The 20,151-nt window shown below is 73.1% G+C and carries 20 protein-coding genes; 11 read left to right on the forward strand and 9 right to left on the reverse strand.

The features are described from left to right. Nucleotides 1–112 precede the first annotated feature (112 nt). On the forward strand, nucleotides 113–1,513 hold the full coding sequence (locus ASC60_RS16445) for a hypothetical protein (protein WP_055551521.1): 1,401 nt from the start codon (nucleotides 113–115) through the stop codon (nucleotides 1,511–1,513). A gap of 138 nt (nucleotides 1,514–1,651) precedes the next feature. On the opposite strand, the gene ASC60_RS16450 is transcribed toward ASC60_RS16445, so the two are convergent. Then, nucleotides 1,652–2,497 (reverse strand): SDR family NAD(P)-dependent oxidoreductase, encoded by an 846-nt coding sequence (locus ASC60_RS16450; RefSeq protein WP_079038437.1) that lies wholly within the window; start codon nucleotides 2,495–2,497, stop codon nucleotides 1,652–1,654. Between the two features lie 354 nt (nucleotides 2,498–2,851). On the opposite strand from ASC60_RS16450, the gene ASC60_RS16455 reads away from it, so the two are divergent. The 4 genes from ASC60_RS16455 to ASC60_RS16470 all read left to right on the forward strand — a co-directional run bounded on the left by ASC60_RS16455 (nucleotide 2,852) and on the right by ASC60_RS16470 (nucleotide 5,914). Further along, nucleotides 2,852–3,430 (forward strand): ATP-binding protein, encoded by a 579-nt coding sequence (locus tag ASC60_RS16455; protein WP_234356968.1) that lies wholly within the window; start codon nucleotides 2,852–2,854, stop codon nucleotides 3,428–3,430. Next, a complete protein-coding gene (locus ASC60_RS16460) occupies nucleotides 3,427–3,900 on the forward strand; it encodes a hypothetical protein (protein ID WP_055551525.1) in 474 nt (157 codons plus the stop codon). Before ASC60_RS16455 ends, ASC60_RS16460 begins: the two co-directional genes overlap by 4 nt. A gap of 79 nt (nucleotides 3,901–3,979) precedes the next feature. Further along, nucleotides 3,980–4,741 carry a sulfite exporter TauE/SafE family protein gene (locus tag ASC60_RS16465; RefSeq protein ID WP_055551527.1) on the forward strand — a complete coding sequence of 254 codons (762 nt, stop codon included), beginning with the start codon at nucleotides 3,980–3,982 and terminating at the stop codon, nucleotides 4,739–4,741. Nucleotides 4,742–4,855: 114 nt separating this feature from the next. After that, nucleotides 4,856–5,914 carry an RICIN domain-containing protein gene (locus ASC60_RS16470; protein WP_055551529.1) on the forward strand — a complete coding sequence of 353 codons (1,059 nt, stop codon included), beginning with the start codon at nucleotides 4,856–4,858 and terminating at the stop codon, nucleotides 5,912–5,914. A 39-nt stretch (nucleotides 5,915–5,953) separates the two neighbouring features. Here ASC60_RS16470 and ASC60_RS16475 read toward each other — a convergent pair whose 3' ends face one another. Next, nucleotides 5,954–6,802 carry an NAD(P)H-binding protein gene (locus ASC60_RS16475; protein WP_055551531.1) on the reverse strand — a complete coding sequence of 283 codons (849 nt, stop codon included), beginning with the start codon at nucleotides 6,800–6,802 and terminating at the stop codon, nucleotides 5,954–5,956. Then, the gene (locus ASC60_RS16480; RefSeq protein WP_370592920.1) at nucleotides 6,795–7,124 is read right to left on the reverse strand and encodes a nuclear transport factor 2 family protein; all 330 of its coding nucleotides are present in this window, start codon (nucleotides 7,122–7,124) and stop codon (nucleotides 6,795–6,797) included. Before ASC60_RS16480 ends, ASC60_RS16475 begins: the two co-directional genes overlap by 8 nt. A gap of 200 nt (nucleotides 7,125–7,324) precedes the next feature. On the opposite strand from ASC60_RS16480, the gene ASC60_RS16485 reads away from it, so the two are divergent. From ASC60_RS16485 to ASC60_RS16500, 4 genes are all read left to right on the forward strand, one after another. After that, complete coding sequence (locus ASC60_RS16485; protein ID WP_055551533.1) at nucleotides 7,325–7,978, forward strand: TetR/AcrR family transcriptional regulator; 654 nt, start codon at nucleotides 7,325–7,327, stop codon at nucleotides 7,976–7,978. A gap of 130 nt (nucleotides 7,979–8,108) precedes the next feature. Beyond that, entirely contained in the window at nucleotides 8,109–8,963 is an 855-nt protein-coding gene (locus ASC60_RS16490; RefSeq protein ID WP_055551535.1) for a caspase family protein, read from the forward strand. A gap of 90 nt (nucleotides 8,964–9,053) precedes the next feature. Continuing rightward, entirely contained in the window at nucleotides 9,054–11,168 is a 2,115-nt protein-coding gene (locus ASC60_RS16495; RefSeq protein ID WP_055551536.1) for a SpoIIE family protein phosphatase, read from the forward strand. 39 nt (nucleotides 11,169–11,207) lie between these two features. Next, on the forward strand, nucleotides 11,208–12,347 hold the full coding sequence (locus ASC60_RS16500; protein ID WP_055551538.1) for an asparaginase: 1,140 nt from the start codon (nucleotides 11,208–11,210) through the stop codon (nucleotides 12,345–12,347). A gap of 7 nt (nucleotides 12,348–12,354) precedes the next feature. Here ASC60_RS16500 and ASC60_RS43740 read toward each other — a convergent pair whose 3' ends face one another. Both ASC60_RS43740 and ligD read right to left on the reverse strand, forming a co-directional pair. Further along, nucleotides 12,355–13,344: a GlxA family transcriptional regulator gene (locus tag ASC60_RS43740; protein ID WP_055551540.1), complete on the reverse strand. Its 990-nt coding sequence runs from the start codon at nucleotides 13,342–13,344 to the stop codon at nucleotides 12,355–12,357. Between the two features lie 19 nt (nucleotides 13,345–13,363). Then, complete coding sequence (ligD, locus tag ASC60_RS16510; RefSeq protein ID WP_055551541.1) at nucleotides 13,364–14,368, reverse strand: non-homologous end-joining DNA ligase; 1,005 nt, start codon at nucleotides 14,366–14,368, stop codon at nucleotides 13,364–13,366. Between the two features lie 80 nt (nucleotides 14,369–14,448). Between ligD and ASC60_RS16515 the strand changes: the two genes are divergently transcribed. Continuing rightward, complete coding sequence (locus ASC60_RS16515) at nucleotides 14,449–15,510, forward strand: ATP-dependent DNA ligase (protein ID WP_055551543.1); 1,062 nt, start codon at nucleotides 14,449–14,451, stop codon at nucleotides 15,508–15,510. A gap of 36 nt (nucleotides 15,511–15,546) precedes the next feature. Here the strand turns inward: ASC60_RS16515 and ASC60_RS16520 are convergent, their stop codons facing one another. Together ASC60_RS16520 and ASC60_RS16525 are read right to left on the reverse strand one after the other, a co-directional pair. Next, the gene (locus ASC60_RS16520; protein WP_055551545.1) at nucleotides 15,547–16,209 is read right to left on the reverse strand and encodes a dienelactone hydrolase family protein; all 663 of its coding nucleotides are present in this window, start codon (nucleotides 16,207–16,209) and stop codon (nucleotides 15,547–15,549) included. 31 nt (nucleotides 16,210–16,240) lie between these two features. Continuing rightward, complete coding sequence (locus ASC60_RS16525) at nucleotides 16,241–17,026, reverse strand: sigma-70 family RNA polymerase sigma factor (protein ID WP_055551547.1); 786 nt, start codon at nucleotides 17,024–17,026, stop codon at nucleotides 16,241–16,243. A 236-nt stretch (nucleotides 17,027–17,262) separates the two neighbouring features. On the opposite strand from ASC60_RS16525, the gene ASC60_RS16530 reads away from it, so the two are divergent. Then, nucleotides 17,263–17,853 (forward strand): HhH-GPD-type base excision DNA repair protein, encoded by a 591-nt coding sequence (locus ASC60_RS16530; protein WP_055551549.1) that lies wholly within the window; start codon nucleotides 17,263–17,265, stop codon nucleotides 17,851–17,853. Between the two features lie 20 nt (nucleotides 17,854–17,873). Here ASC60_RS16530 and ASC60_RS16535 read toward each other — a convergent pair whose 3' ends face one another. Both ASC60_RS16535 and ASC60_RS16540 read right to left on the reverse strand, forming a co-directional pair. Then, on the reverse strand, nucleotides 17,874–18,842 hold the full coding sequence (locus ASC60_RS16535; protein ID WP_055551551.1) for an alpha/beta hydrolase: 969 nt from the start codon (nucleotides 18,840–18,842) through the stop codon (nucleotides 17,874–17,876). A gap of 513 nt (nucleotides 18,843–19,355) precedes the next feature. Then, nucleotides 19,356–20,141: a DeoR/GlpR family DNA-binding transcription regulator gene (locus tag ASC60_RS16540; protein WP_055551553.1), complete on the reverse strand. Its 786-nt coding sequence runs from the start codon at nucleotides 20,139–20,141 to the stop codon at nucleotides 19,356–19,358. Between the last annotated feature and the right edge of the window lie 10 nt (nucleotides 20,142–20,151).

Below are 20,151 nucleotides of genomic sequence, written 5' to 3' on the forward strand. Positions count from 1 at the left end.
GGGGCTCCCAACCTCCTTTGTCCACAACGTCGTTGACACAGCCGTCGCCTACGGCGCCGTGCGGCGGGGATCCCGAAACCTTCCGTGGCGCGTGCCGGGGAGGGTTACGGTGATGCCGGGCGCACAGCCGGTAAGCGGGCGCCAGTGCGCCCCCGTCAACGCCGCGTTGGCCGCGGCCCTCAAGGAATCCGGTTGCTCCTACGCCTCGTTGGCGCACCGGGTCAACGAACTGGGCCGCAGACAAGGGCACGAGTCGAACTACGACAAGGCGTCCGTCACCCGCTGGCTGCAGGGCGGCCAGCCGCGCGGCAGCACACCCGAACTGATCGCCGCCGTGCTCTCCAACCGGCTCGGCCGGCCGCTGGCCCCCGCCGAGCTCGGCTTCATCGCCGACCGTCAGCGCCCCGTCGTCGCCAGAGCGCTGGCCTACCGGGAGGACGTAGCAGAGACCTTGCACACGCTCGCCGAACTCGGCTCCACCGATATCTCCCGCCGCAGCCTGCTGGGCGCGGTGCCCTTCGTCGCCGGAGCCCTGGTGACCCCGCAGCGCGAATGGCTGCTGTGGCTGGTCGAGAACCAGGACACCCCCCGGCTCTCCTCCGCGGCCGATGGCGGCCGTGTCGAGCAGGTCCACGCGGCCATCAGCATGTTCGACGAGATGGACAACCGCTTCGGCGGCGGCCAGGTCCGCGCCAGCATCGTGCTCTATCTGTCGACCGAGGTCGTGCCGATGCTCCAGCAGCGCGGCGCGCCGCCGCACGAGCGGCGCCAGCTGTTCACCGCGGCCGCCAAGCTGGCCGCGATGGCCGGCTGGAGTTCCTACGACAACGCCGAATACGGCCTGGCCCAGCGCTATATGACCCAGGCGCTGCGGCTGTGCGCCGAGGGTGGCGACCGGGTGCTCGGCGGCCAGATCCTGGCCGGCCTGTCCCATCTGGCCACCAACCTCGGCCAGGCGGAGGCGGGCGTCGAACTGGCCCGGGTCGGCGTCGCCACCGCGAAGAACGCGGGCAGTCCGCTCGGCCTGATGCGGCTGCACGCCATGGCCGCGCGCGGCCATGCGGCGCTCGACCAGCCCCGGGAGGCGTCCAAGGCGCTGCGCGCCGCCGAGGCCCAGCTGGAGGCGAGCCGGGGCGCCCAGCAGGAGTCGCCCTGGGTGCGCTTCCTGGACCACCACTATCTGGCGGCCGAGGCGGCCCTGTGCTTCCGGGACCTGGGCAACGCGACGGAGGCCGAGAACGCGGCCACCGAGTCGGTCCGCGCCAACGCCGACCGGCGCCGCCGCCAGGCCATCAGCCGCTCCGTCCTCGCCACGGCCTACCTCCAGCAGAACCGGCTGGACGAGGCCATCAGCGCCGCGGGCGAGGCGCTGGACACCCTCAGCGGGGTGCACAGCGAGCGCTCGATCCAGGCGCTGCGCGACTTCCGCAGCCGGCTGCGGCCCCGGCGGGGCGAGCCCATGGTGCGCGAGTTCGAGCATCGCTCCCGGGCGGTGCTCGGGTCCGCGGCCTGACCGCGGCGCGCGGCGGGCTCCCGGAGCGGGGGACCGGGGGGCTGCCGTGCGAAGGGGTGCGCAAAGGGGGCAGGGGAGTACGGCCGTGGCGGGTGTCACCGGGTCGGGTGACACCCCGCCCTTGGTCGCCGATGGGTGTCAGTAGCCGTTCGGGGTGGGGGCGTTCTGGGCCCGGTCCACGGGCACGTGCGCGCCCGAGACCCCGCTGGAGGCGTCGGAGAGCAGAAACGCCACGACCCGGGCGACCTCCAGCGGTGTGACCAGCCGGCCGGCCGGAACCTCGGCCGTGAACCGGGCGTAGCTCTCCGGCTCCTCGGCGCGCATCCGGTCCCAGCGCTTGCCGGGGATGAGCATCGAGCCGGGCGAGACGGCGTTCACCCGGATGTGGTCCGGGCCCAGTTCGCGGGCGAGTGAGGCCGCCAGATGGATCTGGGCGGCCTTGGCCGCCCCGTACTGCGCCTGTGGTCCCGGTTTCCAGCCGGAGATGGAGGCGACCACCACCACCGAGCCGCCGCCGCGGTGCCGCAGATGCGGCACCGCGGCCTTGATCAGCCGCGCCGTATGGCCGACGTTCAGCTCCCAGGTCGCCGACCAGTCCCGGGCGTCCGCCTCCTCCAGCCCGCGGCCCCGTGCGCCACCCGCGCACGCCACGACGCCGTCCAACCCGCCGAAACGTTCCGCCGATGCCTGGACGAATGCCTCCAGCCGGTCCGGCGCCGTGAGGTCGAGGGCCTCGGTGAACAGTGCCCCCGGCGGACTCGTATCCGACTGCGTGGACAGCGACGCCTTAAGGGCCCGCAAGTCCTCAGCCGTCCGCGCACAGGTGGCCACCCGCGCGCCGGTGGCGGCCAGCAGCCGCACGATCTGTTCGCCGAGTCCCCGGGTGCCCCCGGTGACCAGCACGCGCTTGCCGTCCAGGCGGAACACACCCGGCAGTCCGGACCCTGCGGCCGGGGCGGATTCCCCGCCGCGGTCCCCGCTCACGCCTGCCCCGCCAGGGCCGTGCGGCCCGAACCACTACGCCCGTACAACCGGACAACCCCCATGCCCTCTCGCCCACCGGTCGGTTCAACCGTTTTTCTACATGACGGTGACCGATGACGCTCCGAGCTGCCGTCGAAGGAGGAACCATGCCGGTATCCGGCATCCAGCGCGACCGCGTCGACTCCGTCCGTGGCAGCCGGTCCAGGCGGGTCGGGCGGGGGGCGCGCACCAACCGCCACCGGCTCAGACGCAGCGCTGTCAGTCGCCAGCAAGCGCCTACCCGCGTAACCGAATGTCAACCACCCCATGTGCCTGTATGTCATGAGAGCCCACAGACCGACGAGGACGGACACCGTGAGCCGATCCCTCCCAGGACTGCCGCAGCGGCCGGCACCGGCCGATGACGAGGACCTGGGGCGCGATCGCCCGGCCCTCGCGGTGTCCGTCAACCGCCACTGCATCCGGATCACCGGGCCCGAACCGCGCGGGGAGGGGCCGATGAGCGCCCTGGTCGCCCGCCGCCTCTTCCGGGCCGAATTCCCCGCCCTTCCCGACCGTGCCGCCGCGGTGCGGCGCATGGTCACCGGCCATCTGAACGACTGGCGGCTCGGCGCGCTCGTCGACGGTGCAGTCCTCGCCACCAACGAACTGTTCGCCAACGCGGTGGAGCACGGCAGCTCCGGCCCCGCCGACACCGTGACCATCACCGTCTCCCTGGAGGCCGCCGGATGCTTCGGCCATGAGCTGCGGGTCGAGGTGGCCGACGGCTCGCCCGTCATTCCCGTCTTCCGCCGCGCCTCGCCGACCGAGGAGTGCGGCCGCGGTCTCGCCATCGTCGACTGCCTCGCCAGCGACTGGGGCACCGAGCCGCCGGGCCCGGGGGGCGAGGGGAAGAAGGTGTGGTTCACCCTGCCGCTCGAGCGCGCCTCATGAGCCCTGTGGGCGGCACCGTGGAGACCGACGCGGCCGACTGGCTGCTGTCCGCCAGCGACGACCCCGGGCGGGTGCGGCTCCAGTGGGCCAGCGGCGACGGCCTCGCCGATCTGCCGGTGGGCACCGTCTTCGACCTGGTCCGGATGGCCGACGACATCGGCACGGCGGTGATCCAGGCCCTCCAGCGGCGCGACGCCGCGACGGGGCCCGTGATGCTGGCGACCACCAGCCATGTGCTGACCTTCCTCGTCCCGCCCGGCTCCGCGGCCGAGTGGAAGCACTGGCTGGCCGGGACCCCGTACGCCCGCCGTCGCACGGTCGCGGCGGCCGGGGCGGGCCGGGTGCTGCGGTGCCCCCGCCCGGGGTGCGTGCGGCGCGGCCACGTCTGGCTGACCCGGCCCGGCGACGGCCTCACCGACAGCCGTACGCTGCGGGCGGCCCTGGAGGAGGCGGCGGGCCGTCCGGCCTGATCCACAAGACACCCCCTACAGGGGTCTCGCGCCACCCCGCCGTATCCGCGCAGGTGGGGACGTAGCATCGTGTCGTGGCATGAACACCATCGCCCTCTGGGAACTGGCCGCGCTCGCCGGTGCGGCCCTGCTCGTCGGCTTCTCGAAGACCGCCGTCAGCGGGGCCAACACGGTCAGCCTCGCCATCTTCGCGGCCGTACTGCCCGCCCGTGAGTCGACGGGGGTGCTGCTGCCGCTGCTCATCGTCGGCGATGTGCTCGCCGTGGTCACCTACCGGCGGCACGCCCATTGGGCCACTCTGTGGCGGCTGCTCCCCGCGGTCGCGGTCGGGGTGGTGGCGGGCTGGGCGTTCATGCTGTGGGCCGACGACGCGGCGGTGCGCGTGTCGATCGGCGCGATCCTGCTGTTCATGGCCGCCGTCACGGTGTGGCGACGGCGTGCGGGGGCGGACGGGGCGGCGGCCGGCCGGTCCGCCGGCGGCGCCGGGGGGCGGGCCAAGGCCGGTTCGTACGGTGCCCTCGGCGGGTTCACCACCATGGTCGCCAACGCGGGCGGCCCGGTGATGTCCCTCTACCTGATCTCCTCCGGTTTCCGGAAGCTCGGCTTCCTGGGCACCTCGGCCTGGTTCTTCTTCATCGTGAACGTGTGCAAGGTGCCCTTCAGTGTCGGTCTCGGCCTGATCGACGGCGACTCCCTGAAGCTGGACGCGGGCCTCGCCCTCTTCGTGATACCCGGCGCCCTCCTTGGCAAGCTGTGCGTCGACCGCATCGACCAGCTGCTCTTCGAGCGGCTGGTGATCGCGGCGACCGTGGTGGGCGGACTGCAGCTGCTGCTGCGCTGACCGGCCCGCGCGCTGACCGCGGCGCACTGCCGCGAGGCCAAAGAGAGCGATAGCGTACTGAACGAGGTGGATTACACCACCGAAGGGTGAACCGAATAAGGGGGTTGTTCCGGCATGAAATCGACCAGACTCAGTGGCTTACGTGGAACGTTCGCCGTCCTCATCGCCGCGTTCGCCGTCGTCCTCGGCCTGGCCGCGCAGGCCGGGACGGCCCGGGCGGACGACGGACCGGGCCTGACCGGACTGAGTTTCACGTCGGTCAACAGCGGCCGCAACCTGGACGTACAGAACGGCAACACCGGGGACGGCGTCTTCATCGTCACCAACTCCGCGCCGGGCCACCACCAGAAGTGGCACGCCAACACGCAGGCCGACGGGGCGTTCACCCTCGTCAACGACGACACCGGCAAATGCGTCGAAGCCGGCTACCCGCTCAGGCAGCAGTCCTGTACCGCGTCGTCCGGCCAGCGCTGGTACTTCCAGCCCGTGAGCGGCGCGAGCGACACGTTCATGATCCGCAACGCCGGTGACAACAAGTGCGTCGACGTCGTCCTGGCCGCCCAGTACGACGACGCGTGGACCCAGACCTACGGCTGCAACGGCAGCAAGGCGCAGCAGTGGAGGATCCCCTCGTCGGCGACCGGCGCCGCCCTCCGGGCCGCGGTGGAGCACGCGTCGAAGCGCTGCCAGAAGGACGCGGCGACCTGCTCGTGGACGAAGGGTTCCCAGGCCCCGGCCGAGCCGCTGCCGAAGAGTTGCGTCTCTCCCGTCTGGTACAACGGCACGGAGGCGCCGGTCCCGTGGACGTTCTCGCTGAAGACCAGCACCGGCTGGTCGAGCAAGCTCGGGGTGTCCTTCACCGGGGAGATCGGCGCGGGAAGCGCGAGCCCCGTACAGACCAGCGTCAGCCTCACCATTTCCGGCGAGGTCAGCTACAGCCTGAGTGAGGAGCTGGGCAACAGCCTGACGATCAGCGTGCCGTCACATCAGTACGGTTGGGTGGCGCTGTCGGAGCTGGCGACGAAGGTGACCGGTGAATGGACCTTCGACGCGAACGGTTTCCCGTGGAAGGCGCAGGACACCGTCACGGTCCCGCTGCGCAGCGACGACCAGGGCCGGTCCAGCATCTATCTGGCGCAGACCAGCCCGGACTTCACGTCCTGCGACAGCTGAGCCGGAAGGTGGGTCCGCGCGGCCGTGCGGACCCACCCCCTACGTCCAAGCCGCCCGGTGGGCGGTGGCGAAGTCCCGGAACGACCGGGGCTCGCGGCCGGTGATCCGCAGGACCGTATCCGTCGTACGGTCCTCCGCGCCGCCCCGGATGTCCTCGTCCAGGGCCGCCAGTATCGCCGCGAACTCGCGCGGTATCCCCGCGTCCGCCAGCCTCTCCCGCAACGCCCCGGCCGTCACCGTGACATGGCCGACCCGGCGCCCGGAGACCTCGGCCACGACGCGCGCCGCGTCGGCGTAGCCGAGTGCCTGCGGGCCGGTGATGACGTGGTCGGTGTTGTGCGGGCGGTCGTCCAGCAGGGCCCGGACGGCGACGGCGGCGATGTCGTCCGCGTCGACGAAGGCGACCCGGCCGTCGCCGGTGGCGGTGACGATCCAGCCGTCGCCGCGGATGGCATGGGCCACCGCGTGGTCGCCGGTGAAGTTCTGCATGAACCACGACGGCCGCAGCACCGCCCACTCGGGCACCGTGTCCCGCACGAGTCGGTGCAGGGCGCCCAGGCCGGGGGCGTCGGCGGGGACCGCGGAGGAACTGAGCAGCACCACCCGCCGTACGCCCCGGCCGAGCGCGGCGGCGAGGAACGGTTCGACGAGGGGCACCGGGTCGGCCTCGCCGACGGGGGCGACCAGATAGATCCGCTCCACCCCGCTCAGCGCGGCGGCGTGGGTGGCCGGGTCGTACCAGTCGAAGCGCACCCCCTCCGCGCCCGCCTCGGTTCCGGGCCGCCGGGCAGCCGCCCGGACCGGCACCCCGCGCTCCCGCAAGCGCCGTACGACGCGCGAGCCGGTGTTGCCGGTCGCGCCGGTGACCAGCACGGCGGGTTCAGCCATCGGTCCGGCCCCCCTCGGTGGCGAACGTCAGCCCGTCGTCCAGCATGAGCGGATTCCAGTAGTCCCGGTAGGAGACGATCTCGCCGTCCCGGACGGTGATGACGGCCACGTAGTCGATCCGGTGCGCGCGGCCGGTGGCGACGGCGACGGCGTCCACCGCGAACTCCACGATCAGCACGCCCGGGTCCGCGGTCCGGTGGACGACCTCGTGGACGACGGCCCGCAGGTCGATGTGGTCGGTGTAGTCGCGCACGTACTCCCGCACCGCCTCGCGGCCCTCCAGTCTGCGCGGCCACCCGGGCGGGGCGAACGGGAACTCCATGGTGCCGTCCTCGGCCCACAGATCCACCCCCGCATGTCGTGGGCGAGCAGAAGCTCCCTGGCCCGCTCGTACACCCTGACGCGTTCGTCCATGACGGGTTCTCCTTCGATGGATGGACGGAATGAATGGACGGGACGGTACCGTCCCGTTCGCCATGTAAGCAGAACGGTACCGTCTCGTCCATCTGCTAGGGTCGGCCCATGCCGGACCCCTCCCGCTCCGCCTCACCCGCCCGGCGCGCCCCGAGCGGCGCCGCCACGCTGCGCCCGCACAAGACCGAGGCCATCCGCGCCGCCGTGCTCGACGAACTCGCCGAACAGGGCTACGCGCGGCTGTCGATGGAGGCGGTCGCCAAACGGGCCGGGGTCGGCAAGAGCGCGCTGTACCGGCGGTGGTCCTCCAAGCAGCAGATGGTCATCGACGTCGCGTCCGAACTGAGCGTCGCGATGGTCGACCTGCCCGACTCCGGGTCGCTGCACGGCGATGTGCTCGCCGCGCTGCGCGCGGTCGTCGACTGGCTGACCCATCCGCGGTTCAGCCGCATCATCCCGGACCTGATCGCCGAGGCACGCCGGGACGAGGCGCTGTCGCGGGCGCTCGCCGACAGCATCGGCGGACCGCGCCGCGATCGCGCGGTCGCGCTGCTGGACCGCGCGATCGCGCGCGGCGACCTGCCGCCGGACACCGACCGCGAACTGGCGCTCGATCTGCTCGCCGCGCCCGTCTACTGGCGCGTCGCGGTGCGGGGCGTGCCGCCGGAGCCGGGCTACCTGGAGCGCGCCGCCGACCTCGTCGTGCACGCCCTGTCGGCCCGGGGCGCGCGAGCCCGGCATGATCCGGAGGACACCCCCTAGTTCCCCGTATGGGCCCGGAAAACAGGGCGGTGCGGTACGCGCCGCCGCATCATCCTGGGGAGGGCGAGCCATCGCCCGCGGGGCGGCCGCGCCGCGCACCTGCCGACGACCGCGACCCGAGGAGCCCCCCATGGCCACCGGTCTCTCCGTCCATATCGGACTCAACCAGGTCGATCCCGTGGCGTACGACGGCTGGAACGGCGAGCTGAGCGCCGGCGAGCAGGACGCGGCCGACATGGCCCGGCTCGCCGGCGCCGCGGGCTTCGAGGTCACCGGCCCGCTGCTGACCGGCGCCGCCACCGCCGAGGCGGTCACCTCGGCGCTGGAGACCGCGGCCGGCCGGCTGGCCGAGGGCGACATCCTCTTCCTCACCTACTCCGGCCACGGCGGCCAGGTGCCCGACCTCAACCACGAGGAGACCGGCGACCGGCTGGACGGGACCTGGGCGCTGTACGACCGTCAACTGGTCGACGACGAGCTGTTCGGGCTGTTCGGCAAGTTCGCCAAGGGCGTGCGGATCTGGATGCTCTCCGACAGCTGCCACAGTGGTACGGCCGCCCTGCGGCTGCCCGAGCTGCTCAGCCCGGGCGAACTCGGCCGGCGCTTCGCCACCGACGACCCCCGCGAGGTCGGCAGGAGGCTGCGGGCCATGCCCCAGCCCGTGCAGTCCGCGCTCTACGCACGGGACCGCGACCTCTACGACCGGATCCAGAAGACCCACACCGCCAAGGACCTCGCGAGGATCGACGCCGATGTGCTGCACATCTCCGGCTGCCAGGACAACCAGACCTCCGCCGACGGCGTCGTCAACGGACTGTTCACCGGCACCCTGCTGGAGGTCTGGCGGGGCGGCGCGTTCCCCGGCAGCTACCGCGCGCTGCACCAGGAGATCGTCAGGAGGATGCCCCCGGACCAGACCCCTCATCTGTCGCTGGCCGGATCCGCGCGCCCCGCCTTCGCCCGGCAGCGCCCGTTCACCATCTGACCGTGACCGCATATCCCCCATCGGTGGTGCGGCGGTGTGCAGGGCGAGGTATGACAGAGGGAGGGCACGGCGAGCCGGTGAGGTGCCGGTATGACGACGCATGACCGTCTTGACCACGACAGCGAGGCGGACCGGACGGGCGGGGACGGTCCGGCCACCGCCGCGGGCGGGGTGCTGGGCTTCCTGCGGGTCGCCGCCGTGGTGCTGGACGCCGACGGCCAGATCACCCTGTGGAGCCCCGAGGCGGAGCTGCTGTTCGGCTTTCCGGCGGCCGAGGCCCTGGGCCGCCGCGCGGACCGGCTGCTCGTCCGCCCGGAGGACCGTCGGGCGGCCGTGGAGTTGTTCGCCCGGGTCCGGGCGGGCGACACCTGGGCGGGTGTCTTCCCCGTCCGGCGCCGGGACGGCGCCATCGTGCGCGTGGAGTTCCACACCATGGGCCTCCACGACGTGCACGACGACGCGTACGCCCTCGGGCTGGCCGCCGATGAGGAGACCGTACGGCGGGTCGAGACCGACCTGGCCGTATCGGGCCTGTTGATCGAGCAGTCGCCCGTCGGCCTCGCGGTCTTCGACACCGAGCTGCGGTGGCTGCGCGCCAACCCCTCGCTGCGGCGCATGAACGGCCTGGCCGAATCCCTGGTGCGCGGGCGCCGGATCAGCGAGATGCTGCCCGGTCTCGACGCCGAGGCCATCGAGACCGCCATGCGGCGCGTTCTGGCCACCGGGGAACCGATCCTGGACCAGCAGACCATCGGCCGGACCCCCGCCGACCCCGACTCCGACCACGCCTGGTCGGAGTCGTACTACCGGCTGGAGGACTCCGGCGGCCGGGTCCTGGGCATCGCCGTCTCGATCATCGACGTGTCCGCACGCCACCGGGCGGCCAGCGAGGTCGCCGAGGCGCGTGAGCGACTGGCCGTCGTCGCCGACGCGGGCGTCCGCATCGGCACCACCCTGGACCTGCGGCAGACCGCCCAGGAACTCGCCGACGTGGCGGTGCCCCGGCTCGCCGACCTCGCGGCCGTCGACGTCCTCGACGCGGTGGTGCACCGCGAACCCGTGGCCCGGGGGCGCAGCGACGGCTCCGCCCGCTTCCGTGCGCTCGCCGTCGCCGCCGGCTACCCCACCGACGCGGTCCACGCCGCCGACCCGGTCGGCGAGATCGCCCGCTACGGCCCGAGCCGCCTGATCACCCAGTGCGTGCGCGACGGCAGGCCGATCCTGCTGTCGCACACCTCCGAGCAGGACATACGCCGTATCGCGCGCGACGAGGACGCCGCCGAGGTGCTGCGCCGCGAGGGCGTCCACTCCTCCATCGCCGCCCCGCTCATCGCCCGCGGCAGCGTGCTCGGCACCCTCAGCCTGCACCGCACGGTCAACACCAGGCCCTTCGACGAGGACGACCTGACCCTCGCCGGCGAGCTGGCCATCCGCGCCGCCCTGGCCATCGACAACGCCCGGCTGTACGGGCGTGAACGGGACGCCGCGCTCACCCTCCAGCACAGCCTGCTGTCCCTGCCGCCGCGGGAACTCGACGGCCTGGAGACCGCCTCCCGTTATCTGCCCGCGGTCAGCGCCGCGGGCGGCGACTGGTTCGATGTGCTGCCGCTGCGGGACGGCAGGGTCGGCCTGGTCGTCGGGGATGTCATGGGCAAGGGCATCCACGCCGCCGCGATCATGGGGCAGCTGCGCACCGCGACCCGCGCCTTCTCCAGACTCGACGTGCCTCCCATCGAACTGCTGCGCCACCTCGACGAGATCACCCGGACCCTGGGCGACTCCATCGCCACCTGCCTGTACGCGGTCTGCGACCCGCGCACCGGATACTGCGAGCTGTCCACAGCGGGCCATCTGCCGCCGGTCCTGGTCCACCCGGGCGGCGACGCCGAGCTGATCGACGCCCCCAGCGGCGCACCGCTGGGCGTCGGCGGCGTTCCGTTCGCCGCGGTCGACTGCGAACTGGCCGAGGGCGCGGTGCTGGCCCTGTTCACCGACGGCCTGGTGGAGAAGCGGCACGAGTCGCTGGACGTCGGACTGCACACCCTGGTCCAGCTGCTGCGCCGCCACCACCACGGCCCGCTGGACCGGATCTGCGACCAGGTGCTGGCCGCGCTGCACGGGGCGCCGGACGACGATGTCGCGCTGCTGCTGGCCCGGCTGTGCGGGCGCTCGCCCTCCGACGGGGAACGTGGTTACGGTGGATAGTCCGTATATGGCTGCAAACGCCGCATTGGGTGGTATCCCATGCACCGCATCGCCCGCGGTTCCGCCGTCCTGATCACCCTGGCCGCCGTCGGCCTCGGCACCCCGGCCGCTGCCCTCGCCGCCGCCGGGCGGACGCCGGAGCCGAGGCACGGGCCCGAGCCGCAGGTCGCCGTCATCGGCACCGGAGGCACCATCGCGGGCGTGAGCAAGAGCCGGGTGTCCTTCCAGAACTACGCGTCCGGACAGCTCCCGGTGTCCCGGCTGGTCGATGACCTCAGACCCGAGGTCAACCGGCTCGCCGACGTCACCACCCGGCAGTTCGGCAACAAGGACTCCAACGACTACTCCCTCCCCGAGTACCGGAAGCTCACCGCCGCGGTCGACGACGCGCTGCGCACCAACGACGCGGTCGTCGTCACCACCGGCACGGACACCATGGAGGAGTTCGCGTACTGGCTGGACCTCACCGTCCGCAGCGACAAGCCCGTGGTGCTCACCGGCGCGCTGCGCCCCTGGACGGTCATCGGCTCCGACGGCCCCGCCAACCTGTACAACGCGATCCGCCTCGCCGCGAGCGGCCGCACCACCTGCTTCGGCACCGTCGTCATGCTCAACGACCAGATCCAGGCCGCCCGCGAGGTCCGCAAGGCCGACGCGCTGCGGCTCAACGCCTTCACCAGCGGCAGCAGCGGTGAGCTGGGCGTCGTCGACCAGAACCACATCCGCGTCGACCGGGCCCCGGCGCGCGTCCAGGAATGCGGCAAGCCGGGCTGGAAGACCCCCTTCGACCTGGACCGCATCGCCCGGCGGCCGCTGCCGAAGGTCGAGATCGCCTACAGCTACCAGGGCGCCGGACCCGAGGCCATCAAGGCGTTCGCCGACGCGGGCGCCGCCGGCGTCGTCACCGCGGGCACCGGCGCGGGCGGCCTCTCCCCGGCCATGACAGAGGCCCGCGCCGACGCGGTGAAGAACGGCGTGGTCTTCGCGTCGGCCTCCCGCACCGGCTCGGGGGCGGTGTACGACCCCCACGTACGCGGAGTCGTCGGCGCCGAGGACCTGACCCCGCAGAAGGCCCGGCTGCTGCTGACGCTGTCGCTGGCGAGGACCCACAACGAGGACCGGATCCAGCACTGGTTCGCCACCCTGGGCGCCGAGCCGCTGGTGTCACCCCGGCGGTAGCCGCCGGTCACTCCCCGCGGAACGTGCGGCGGTACGCGCTCGGAGAGACGCCCAGCGCCTCGCGCAGATGCATCCGCAGCGACGCCGCCGTGCCGAAGCCCGCCTCCGCCGCCACCTGGTCCACCGGCAGATCCGTCTCCTCCAGGAGCCGGCACGCCCGCTCCACCCGGCGCTGGGTCAGCCACCGCACGGGCGTCATCCCGACCTCCTCCCGGAACCGGCGCGAGAACGTCCGCACGCTCATCGACTCGCGCGCGGCCAGCTCCGCGAGGGACAGCGGGCGGTCGAGGCGGGTCAGGGCCCAGGCCCGCGCCTGCGTCGTGGAGGAGCCGCGCGGCGCCGGGACGGGGCGGCGGATGAACTGGGCCTGGCCGCCGTCGCGGTGCGGCGCCACCACCGCGCCCCGCGCGACCTCACCGGCCACCGCGGAGCCGTGGTCGAGCCGGATCAGATGCAGCAGCAGGTCGATGCCTGAGGCGTCCCCGGCGGAGGTGAGGACGTCGCCCTCGTCCGTGTACAGGACGTCGGGGTCCAGCTCGACAGACGGGAACAGTGCCCGGAATTGGTCCGCGGCCTGCCAGTGCGTCGTCGCCCGGCGGCCGTCCAGCAGCCCGGCCGCCGCCAGGACGAAGGCGCCGGTGCAGATGGACGCCACACGGGTGCCGGGCCGCCGGATACGGGCGAGGGCCCCGGCCAGCGCCGGGCCGAGACGGCCCTCGGTCTGCGGCTCGTCCTTCTCGTTGGCGGCCGGGACGATCACCGTGTCGGCCTCGGCCAGCGCCTCCGGGCCGTGGGCGACGTTCACGCTGACATCGGAGTCCGTACGCACCTCACCGGGCATCAGCGCACACGTCACCACCTCGTACAGCGGCTCACCGGACGCCGAGACGGCCCGCCCGAACAGGCGGTGCGCCATGCCCAGCTCGAACGGCAGCATCCCGTGCCGTACCAGCACGGCCACCCGGTGCCGGTCCGGATGCGCGAAGACGGAGGCCATGGCCGTGATTGTCGCACCCTCACCGCTTGGCGCGGCTCGGCTGGACCCGCTTCGGCTCGCCCTTCATCTTGGGGTGCTCGGGCGGATACGGAAGGTCGCCGAGACCGTGCTCCCGCTCGTCCCGGTCGGCCAGTTCCAGCGCGGCCTCCAGCCGGTACGCGTGCTCGTCCATGTCCGCGTGCACATCGCCCACCTCCCGGTAGCGCACCGGCATGGTCGCCAGGTCGAAGTCGCGCGGCCGGGCGTCGGGTACCTCCTCCCAGCGCAGCGGCGCGGAGACCGGCGCGTGCGGCTGGGGGCGTACGGAATAGGCGCTGGCGATGGTGCGGTCCCGCGCGGTCTGGTTGTAGTCCACGAAGATCTTCTCGCCGCGCTCCTCCTTCCACCACGCCGTGGTGATCCGCTCCGGCGCCCGCCGCTCCAGCTCCCGCGCGACCGCGATCGCCGAGCGCCGCACCTGGGTGAAGGTCCACTCCGGCGCGATGGGCACGAAGACGTGCAGCCCCCGCCCGCCCGAGGTCTTGGGCCAGCCCCGCAGCCCCAGCTCGTCCAGCACCTCGCGCAGCTCGCCCGCGGCCCGTACCGCGTCCTGGTAGTCCGTGCCCGGCTGCGGGTCGAGGTCGATGCGCAGCTCATCGGGGTGCTCGGTGTCGGGGCGCCGCACCGGCCACGGATGGAAGGTCAGACAGCCCAGGTTCGCGGCCCACACCACGGCCGCCACCTCGGTGGGACACATCTCGTCCGCGTACCGCCCGCTGGGGAAGGAGATGCGGCCGGTCGGGGTCCAGTCGGGGAGGTTCTTCGGCGCCCGCTTCTGGAAGAACGATTCCCCCGTCACCCCGTCGGGGTAGCGCTCCAGTGTCGTCGGCCGGTCCCGCAGCGCCCGCAGCGCGCCGTCGCCGACGGCGAGGTAGTAGCGGGCGAGGTCGAGCTTGGTGAAGCCCCGCTCGGGGAAGTACACCTTCCCGGGGTTGGACAGCCGCACCGTGCGCCCACCGACGTCAAGCTCCACCGTCTCTGCCATACCCCAACGCTAGGTCCACTCCGCCCGCTCCACCTCCCGGCGGGCGCGCGGGCCCCTGCGGCCGCACAATCGAAGACATCATGGACCTTCCGGTGATGCCCCCGGTGGCACCGATGCTGGCCAAGTCGGTGGCCACGATCCCGCCCGGGATGCGGTACGAGGCGAAGTGGGACGGCTTCCGGGCCATCGTGTTCCGCGACGGGGACGAGATCGAGATCGGCAGCCGGACGGCCAAGCCGCTCACCCGCTACTTCCCCGAACTCGTCGACGCCTTCCGCACTCATCTGCCGCCGCGCTGCGTCCTGGACGGCGAGATCGTCATCGCGCGCGGCGGCCGTCTGGACTTCGACGCACTCCTGGAGCGCATCCACCCCGCCGACTCCCGGGTGCGGATGCTGGCCCGGACCACCCCGGCGGGCTTCGTCGCCTTCGACCTCCTCGCCCTCGGTGACACCTCGTATCTGGACGTGCCCCTCGGCGAGCGCCGCGAGGCCCTGACCGAGGCGCTCCGCGAGGCCGGCGACCCCGTGTTCACCGCCCCCTGGACAGACGATCTCGACGTGGCGCGGCAGTGGTTCGACCACTACGAGGGCGCCGGGCTGGACGGCATCGTCGCCAAGCGCCCCGACCTCGGCTACCGGCCCGGCGAACGCGTCATGGTCAAGGTCAAGCACGAGCGGACCGCCGACTGCGTGGTGGCGGGCTTGCGGCTGCACAAGTCCGGACCGGTCGTCGGCTCCCTGCTGCTCGGCCTGCACGACGCCACCGGCCGCCTCCAGCACGTCGGCGTCTGCGCCGCCTTCCCGATGCGCCGCCGCCGGGAGCTGATGACCGAGCTGGAGCCCCTGCGCATGGAGTCGGCCGAGGGCCACCCGTGGGCCGACTGGGCGCGCGAGGAGGCGCACACCCGGAGCCGGATGCCGGGTGCGCCCAGCCGCTGGACCGGCGTCAAGGACCTGTCGTGGCTGCCGCTGCGCCCGGAGCGGGTGTGCGAGGTCGCGTACGACCACATGCAGGGCGACCGCTTCCGGCACACCGCCCGCTTCCGGCGCTGGCGGCCCGACCGTGAGCCGGAGAGCTGCACCTACGCGCAGCTGGAGGAGCCCGTCTCGTACGACCTGCGCGAGGTGCTGGGCGGCTAGCGGGCAGACACCCTGGTAGCGCACCCCCTGGTAGCGCTACCGCCGCGCGCCGCGCTTCTGCGTCATGCTCAGGAACCAGTCGCGCGCCGCCCCGGCGGCCTGCTCCAGCGCTCCCGGCTCCTCGAAGAGATGGGTCGCCCCGGGCACCACATGGACCTCGTGCGGCGCGGCCAGCATCGCGGCGGCCTGTTCGTTCAGCCGCAGCACTTCGTGGTCGTCACCCCCCACGATCAGCAGCACCGGCTGATTCACCCGGTTCAGCACCCCGCCGGCGAGGTCCGGGCGGCCGCCCCGGGAGACCACGGCCCGCACCCGCTCCGGCCGCTCGGCGGCGGCGGTCAGGGCGGCCGCCGCGCCCGTACTGGCGCCGAACAGGCCGACCGGCAGCCCGGCGGTGCCGGGGTGGTGGCCGAGCCATTCGACCGCCGCCGCCAGCCGCCGCCCCAGCAGTGGGATGTCGAAGCGGTGCTCGGCGGTGATCGCGTCGACTCGCTCCTCGGCCTCGGTGAGCAGGTCGAACAGCAGCGTCGCCAGCCCTGCCTCCTGCAGCACCCGGGCCACCGCCCGGTTGCGCGGAGAGTGCCGGGAGCTGCCGCTGCCGTGGGCGAACGCCACCACGCCGGAGGGGTTGTCGGGAAGGACCAGATCGCCCACGAGCAGGGCGTCGTCCGCGGCGATACGGGCGGTCTCGGAGCGCATCGGCACCTCCTGCCGTAACGGGTCACGCGGGTCACGCGTGGGCCAGCAGCCCTTGGCGCAGCTCGCTGTAGAGCCGGGACAGCCGGCGGGATATGTGCATCTGCGAGAAGCCGAGGATCTCGCCGATCTGGCTCTGCGAAAGCCCGGCGAAGAACCGCAGGTAGAGCACGTAGCGGTCCTGTTCGGAGAGATTCGCGATGAGCACCCGCAGCGACTCCCGGTTGACGACCCGTTCGATCGCGGCGTCGTCCGCGCCGACCGTCTCGGCGAGCAGCCGCTCCTCGGCGCCCTGTACGGCGGCGTTGAGGGACAGCGGGGTGCAGGAGGCGCTGGCCTCCAGACCGGCGCGCACGTCCTCCTGCGGCATACCGGTACGGGTGCTGATCTCCCCGACGGTCGGGGTGCGGCCGCCCAGCTCCTGCTCCAGCGCGTCGCGCGCCGAGCGGGTGCGGGAGCGGACCTCCTGGATGTTGCGCGGGATGTGCAGCGTCCACAGATAGTCGCGGAAGTGCCGTTTCAGCTCACCGGTGATGACGGGGATCGCGTACGAGGGGAAGGCGTGGCCGAGGTCCGGGTTGTAGCGGTCGACGGCCTTCACCAGGGCCAGCGAGGCGACCTGGGTGAGGTCTTCGATGTTCTCGCCCTTGTTGCGGAAGCGCAGCGCCAGACGCTTGGCGACCGGCAGCCACTCGCAGATGATCGCCTCGCGCAGCGCGTCGCGTTCGGGCCCGGAGGGGAGCCGGGACAGTCGCAGGAAGGCGCCGCCGGTGTCGGGGGTGTCGTCATGGCGTCGGCGGCGAGTCGCGGTTGCTGGCATGGTCACTCGCCTCCGTGGTCCGATGTCACGGCCTGCCCGCGGCACAGCGGTGATGCGGTGAGGCCCCGCTCTTGGAGGGGGCGATCGGTTTCACGGTCGGTTCTGCGGTCGCAACCAGGCTCGCATGCACCCCAAGGTCGTGCAATTCGGTCAAATCGCCCCACCTTTTCTGCGTCTTTGGGGGGAACTGTGACGCTGGGTGATTCGGTGCCGGAGCGCTTGGGTATCCGCCGGTGATGGACGCCCCCCTTCGTCTCGCCCAGCAGCCCGAGGCCGACGCCCTGCTCGCGCGCAGCCCCCTCGCCCTCCTGACCGGCATGCTGCTCGATCAGCAGGTGCCCATGGAATGGGCGTTCACCGGCCCGTACACCATCGCGCGGCGGATGGGCGCCGACGACCTGGACGCCCATGAGATCGCCGCGTACGACCCCGAGCGGTTCTCGGAGCTGCTGTCGGAGAAGCCGGCCGTGCACCGCTACCCCGGATCGATGGCCAAGCGGATCCAGCAGCTGTGCCAGTACCTGGTCGAGACTTACGACGGTGACGCGGCCGCCCTGTGGCGCGATGCCCCCACCGGCGCCGAACTCCTCCGGCGGCTGAACGCCCTGCCCGGCTACGGCAAGCAGAAGGCGCAGATCTTCGCCGCCCTCCTCGGCAAGCGGTTCGCGGTGCGGCCCGAGGGCTGGCGCGAGGCGGCGGGGGCGTACGGCGAGGAGGGCTCGTACCGCTCGGTGGCCGACATCACCGGACCGGAGTCACTGGACAAGGTGCGCGCCCACAAGCAGCAGATGAAGCGGCAGGCCAAGGCGCGTGGCGCCGGGGGCTGAGGCCGCGAGGGGCGCCCGGGTCAGGCCGTGCCCAGCGCGCCGCGCAGGGTGTCCACGGCGAGGGTGAGCGCGGCCCGTGCCGCATGGGTGTCGCGCAGCGCGTCGAGCATCAGGAAGTCATGGATGATGCCCTGCATCCGCAGCGCGGTCACCGGCACCCCGGCGTCGCGGAGCTTGTTCGCGTACGCCTCGCCCTCGTCCCGCAGCACATCGGCCTCACCGGTGATGACCAGCGCGGGCGGCAGCCCCTTGAGCTGGTCGGTGTCCGCGCGCAGCGGGGAGGCGGTGATCTCGGCGCGCTGCGCGGGGTCGGTCGTGTACTGGTCCCAGAACCACTTCATGCCCTCGCGGGTCAGGAAGTAGCCCTCGGCGAACTGCTCGTACGAGCCGGTGTCGAAGCTCGCGTCGGTCACCGGGTAGAACAGCACCTGCTGGACGAAGGCGACATCGCCGCGCTCCTTGGCCATCAGCGTCAGCGCGGCGGTCATGTTGCCGCCCACCGAGTCCCCGGCCACCGCGAGCCGGTCCGCGTCGAGCCCGGCGCCCTCGCCGTGTGCCACGACCCACTGCCCGACCGCGTAACACTGCTCCAGGGCCACCGGATAGCGGGCCTCGGGGGACAGGTCGTACTCGGGGAACACCACGGCCGCGCCGACCCCGACCGCCAGCTCCCGGGCCAGCCGGTCATGCGTGTGCGCGTTGCCGAACACCCAGCCCGCGCCGTGCACATAGAGGATCACCGGGAGCGTCCCGGAGACATTCGGCGGACGGAGGACCCGTGCCCGCACCCCACCGGCCGGAATGCCGGTGACGCCGATCCACTCCTCGTCCACCTCGGGTTTGGGAACCTCCCCGGACTGCACCGCGTCGACCGTCCTGCGGCCCTCCGCGGGCGACATCTCGTACAGAAACGGTGGCCGCGCGGTGGCCTCGGCGAACGCGGCGGCTGCGGGCTCCAGAACGGGGCGGGGCGGTGCGGTGCGCGGCATCTGCGGCTCCTTGGCGGTCCGGGCTTCCGACCCTCTCACCGCACGCGCGACCGCACCCGTCCGCTTACGCCGGCAGGGCTACGCGGCGCCCCCGCGACCCCGGGCCCGATCGGACCGGACCAGGCCGGATCAGGTCAGCGGGCCCGGCGCCGGGGAGGGGTCGGGGACCGGATCGGGGCCCGGGGGATGGGGCACCGGATCGGGGGACGGGCCCGGAGGCGGCCCCGGCGTGGGGCTCGGCGGCTCCGGCGGAGGCGACGGCACCGGATCCGGCGGCGGCCCCGGAGGCGGTCCGGGCACGGGCCCCGGCGCGGGTCCCGGCTCGGGGCCGCCCGGCCCCGGCGACGGGGTCGGGTTCGGCGGCACGGGGTCGTCGGGCCGCGTCGGGTCGGCGGTGGAATGCGGATCGGTCTGCCGTGCCACGATGTCCTCCAAAGCTCATGAGACGGTGGCCACGTCATATGCGGGTCGGGTGCCCGATCGCCCCCTGTCCACGCATGACTACGGCGGAATTCATCCGGGAGTCCCGTCGTCCACGACAGTGACCTCGACGCCCCCGGCGCGCAGCGCCCGGAGCTCCTCCCGGTCGGAGCCGCTGTCGGTCACCAGGGTCCAGCCGGGTGGCAGCCGTACCCAGGTGTGGAACGGGCGCCGGCCCACCTTGGCCGAGTGCGCCAGCACGTACACCTTCTCGGCGCGCCGGGCCATCAGCTCCTTGAGCCGGGTCTGCCGCAGATCCGCCTCGCAGATGCCGTGTTCGGCCGTCACCCCGTCGGCGCCCAGGAAGACCCGGTCGAACGTCATGCGCTCCAGCGCCGCCTCGGCGAGCGGGCCCAGGAAGCTCTGGCTCAGCGGCCGGAGCGTACCGCCCAGGCACTCGACCCGGACGGACTCCACGTCGGCCAGCTCCTGGAGCGCGGTCAGCCCGGTCGTGGCCACCGTCAGCCCCTCGGCCGTGCGCAGCTCATGGGCGAGGGCGCCGACGGTCGAGCCCGCGTCCAGCAGCACCGTCTCGCCGGTGCGGACGGTGGACGCCGCCCAGCGGGCGATGGCCCGCTTCGCCTCGAACGCCTCGCCGGTGCGCTGGCGCAGCGACGCCTCGGGGTGGGCGACCAGGGCCATCGCCCCGCCGTACGTGCGCGCCAGCCGGCCGTCGGCGGTCAGCTGGGCGAGGTCGCGGCGGATGGTGGAGGCGGTGACCCCGAAGGCGCGGGACAGCTCCTCCACGCTGGCGAGGCCCGTGGTCGTCGCGAGGTGGACGATCTGGTCGCGCCGGGCCCGTGCTCCCTGTACCGGCAATGTCACGCGT

It is taken from the genome of Streptomyces sp. NBRC 110028 (assembly GCF_001417735.1).
GTDB lineage: Bacteria > Actinomycetota > Actinomycetes > Streptomycetales > Streptomycetaceae > Streptomyces.

Bases quoted from the DNA above. Each gene is read 5' to 3' on its own strand.
- ASC60_RS16460 (WP_055551525.1), top strand. From the start codon at position 3,427: ATGAGCCCTGTGGGCGGCACCGTGGAGACCGACGCGGCCGACTGGCTG.
- ASC60_RS16535 (WP_055551551.1), bottom strand. From the start codon at position 18,842: ATGCCGCGCACCGCACCGCCCCGCCCCGTTCTGGAGCCCGCAGCCGCC.
- ASC60_RS16465 (WP_055551527.1), top strand. From the start codon at position 3,980: ATGAACACCATCGCCCTCTGGGAACTGGCCGCGCTCGCCGGTGCGGCC.
- ASC60_RS16525 (WP_055551547.1), bottom strand. From the start codon at position 17,026: ATGCCAGCAACCGCGACTCGCCGCCGACGCCATGACGACACCCCCGAC.
- ASC60_RS16485 (WP_055551533.1), top strand. From the start codon at position 7,325: ATGCCGGACCCCTCCCGCTCCGCCTCACCCGCCCGGCGCGCCCCGAGC.
- ASC60_RS16500 (WP_055551538.1), top strand. From the start codon at position 11,208: ATGCACCGCATCGCCCGCGGTTCCGCCGTCCTGATCACCCTGGCCGCC.
- ASC60_RS16515 (WP_055551543.1), top strand. From the start codon at position 14,449: ATGGACCTTCCGGTGATGCCCCCGGTGGCACCGATGCTGGCCAAGTCG.
- ASC60_RS16530 (WP_055551549.1), top strand. From the start codon at position 17,263: ATGGACGCCCCCCTTCGTCTCGCCCAGCAGCCCGAGGCCGACGCCCTG.
- ASC60_RS16470 (WP_055551529.1), top strand. From the start codon at position 4,856: ATGAAATCGACCAGACTCAGTGGCTTACGTGGAACGTTCGCCGTCCTC.
- ASC60_RS16495 (WP_055551536.1), top strand. From the start codon at position 9,054: ATGACGACGCATGACCGTCTTGACCACGACAGCGAGGCGGACCGGACG.
- ASC60_RS16480 (WP_370592920.1), bottom strand. From the start codon at position 7,124: ATGGAGTTCCCGTTCGCCCCGCCCGGGTGGCCGCGCAGACTGGAGGGC.
- ASC60_RS16475 (WP_055551531.1), bottom strand. From the start codon at position 6,802: ATGGCTGAACCCGCCGTGCTGGTCACCGGCGCGACCGGCAACACCGGC.
- ASC60_RS16445 (WP_055551521.1), top strand. From the start codon at position 113: ATGCCGGGCGCACAGCCGGTAAGCGGGCGCCAGTGCGCCCCCGTCAAC.
- ASC60_RS16490 (WP_055551535.1), top strand. From the start codon at position 8,109: ATGGCCACCGGTCTCTCCGTCCATATCGGACTCAACCAGGTCGATCCC.
- ligD (WP_055551541.1), bottom strand. From the start codon at position 14,368: ATGGCAGAGACGGTGGAGCTTGACGTCGGTGGGCGCACGGTGCGGCTG.
- ASC60_RS16520 (WP_055551545.1), bottom strand. From the start codon at position 16,209: ATGCGCTCCGAGACCGCCCGTATCGCCGCGGACGACGCCCTGCTCGTG.
- ASC60_RS43740 (WP_055551540.1), bottom strand. From the start codon at position 13,344: ATGGCCTCCGTCTTCGCGCATCCGGACCGGCACCGGGTGGCCGTGCTG.